This window comes from Cupriavidus sp. 207A1 (assembly GCF_057798955.1).
In genome coordinates this window covers 1-2,058 of record NZ_JBYOJO010000038.1, presented here as the reverse complement: position 1 = coordinate 2,058, position 2,058 = coordinate 1, and the positions used below count along the sequence as shown (strand labels likewise).

The 2,058-nt window shown below is 61.2% G+C and carries 1 protein-coding gene, 3 tRNA genes and 1 rRNA gene; all 5 read left to right on the top strand.

Going from position 1 to position 2,058, the window contains the following annotated elements:
• Window positions 1–90: 90 nt before the first annotated feature.
• The 5 genes from rrf (at window position 91) to tuf (ending at window position 2,056) form a co-directional block, all read left to right on the top strand.
• Window positions 91–203, top strand: a 5S ribosomal RNA gene (gene rrf, locus AC3FMM_RS31375).
• A gap of 292 nt (window positions 204–495) precedes the next feature.
• Window positions 496–581, top strand: a tRNA-Tyr gene (locus AC3FMM_RS31370).
• 51 nt (window positions 582–632) lie between these two features.
• Window positions 633–706, top strand: a tRNA-Gly gene (locus AC3FMM_RS31365).
• Between the two features lie 39 nt (window positions 707–745).
• A tRNA-Thr gene (locus tag AC3FMM_RS31360) sits at window positions 746–820 on the top strand.
• 45 nt (window positions 821–865) lie between these two features.
• Entirely contained in the window at window positions 866–2,056 is a 1,191-nt protein-coding gene (gene tuf / locus AC3FMM_RS31355; protein ID WP_062801974.1) for an elongation factor Tu, read from the top strand.
• The last annotated feature ends 2 nt before the right edge of the window (window positions 2,057–2,058 follow it).

Here is a 2,058-nt window from a genome sequence, read left to right as displayed (position 1 = left end):
GTGCCACGTGTGTTGACACAGTAAGCACAACCCCAACTACATCCCGATTCGTGACGCTGTCCCAACCCGACAGCGCCACAACCCCTCATGCCTGGTGACCATAGCGAGCTGGAACCACCCCTTCCCATCCCGAACAGGACCGTGAAACAGCTCCGCGCCGATGATAGTGCGGATTCCCGTGTGAAAGTAGGTCATCGCCAGGCTCTTATTGTGCAAAACCCCTCGACAGCGTGTGCTGCGAGGGGTTTTTGCTTTTCCCCCGCCCGGTCCGACGCTGTCGCGCAGCGACGCCTGGCCGCTCCAGAGCCGCCAGAAGCCGTTCGGCGAAGCCCCTATAGGGTGAGAACGCAGAAATCTAAACTGCGCTTGTGGGAGCGGTCAGGCAGCGCCAGACGCCACGCCGGAACGCCCTCCCGATTCCATGCCAGCACAGCATCCGCAACGGAAAGTGCTTGACAGGAGCGGCGAGGAAGCCCATAATCGATAGTTCTCTGCGGAGAGGTGCCCGAGTGGCTAAAGGGGGCAGACTGTAAATCTGTTGGCTTACGCCTACGCTGGTTCGAATCCAGCCCTCTCCACCAGAATGCAAGACAGCAGCCGGCAACGCCGGTGAAGAAGCAGGAAAGACCCAGGCGGGTGTAGCTCAATGGTAGAGCAGAAGCCTTCCAAGCTTACGACGAGGGTTCGATTCCCTTCACCCGCTCCAGTCGCGCGGTTGCTGTCATAAAGTAGTACGTCTAGTTTCGCCCATGTGGCTCAGTGGTAGAGCACTCCCTTGGTAAGGGAGAGGTCGGCAGTTCGATCCTGCCCATGGGCACCAAATACCACGCACTGGCAATATCGCTACCGAGACAGGAGTCGCGAAATGGCAAAGGAAAAGTTCGAGCGGACCAAGCCGCACGTGAACGTTGGTACGATTGGTCACGTTGACCATGGCAAGACCACGCTGACCGCAGCGATCGCCACGGTGCTGGCAGCGAAGTTCGGCGGTGCGGCCAAGAAGTACGACGAAATCGACGCAGCGCCGGAAGAAAAGGCTCGCGGTATTACCATCAATACCGCCCACGTCGAATACGAGACGGCCAACCGCCACTACGCGCACGTTGACTGCCCGGGCCACGCCGACTACGTGAAGAACATGATCACGGGTGCCGCCCAGATGGACGGCGCGATCCTGGTGTGCTCGGCCGCTGACGGCCCGATGCCGCAGACGCGCGAGCACATCCTGCTGGCCCGTCAGGTTGGCGTGCCGTACATCATCGTGTTCCTGAACAAGTGCGACATGGTGGACGACGCCGAACTGCTCGAGCTGGTCGAGATGGAAGTTCGCGAGCTGCTGTCGAAGTACGAATTCCCCGGCGACGACACCCCGATCATCAAGGGTTCGGCCAAGCTGGCGCTGGAAGGCGACAAGGGCGACCTGGGCGAAGAAGCCATCATGCGCCTGGCCGACGCGCTGGACACCTACATCCCGACGCCGGAGCGTGCCGTTGACGGTACCTTCCTGATGCCGGTGGAAGACGTGTTCTCGATCTCGGGTCGCGGCACCGTGGTGACCGGCCGTATCGAGCGCGGCATCATCAAGGTCGGCGAAGAAATCGAAATCGTCGGTATCAAGCCGACGGTGAAGACCACCTGCACCGGCGTGGAAATGTTCCGCAAGCTGCTGGACCAGGGCCAGGCTGGCGACAACGTCGGTCTGCTGCTGCGCGGCACCAAGCGTGAAGACGTCGAGCGCGGCCAGGTGCTGTGCAAGCCGGGTTCGATCAAGCCGCACACCCACTTCACCGGCGAGGTGTACATCCTGTCGAAGGACGAAGGCGGCCGTCACACCCCGTTCTTCAACAACTATCGCCCGCAGTTCTACTTCCGTACCACCGACGTGACCGGCTCGATCGAGCTGCCGAAGGACAAGGAAATGGTCATGCCGGGTGACAACGTGTCGATCACCGTCAAGCTGATCGCCCCGATCGCCATGGAAGAAGGCCTGCGCTTCGCCATCCGCGAAGGTGGCCGTACCGTCGGCGCCGGCGTCGTGGCAAAGATCCTCGACTAAGC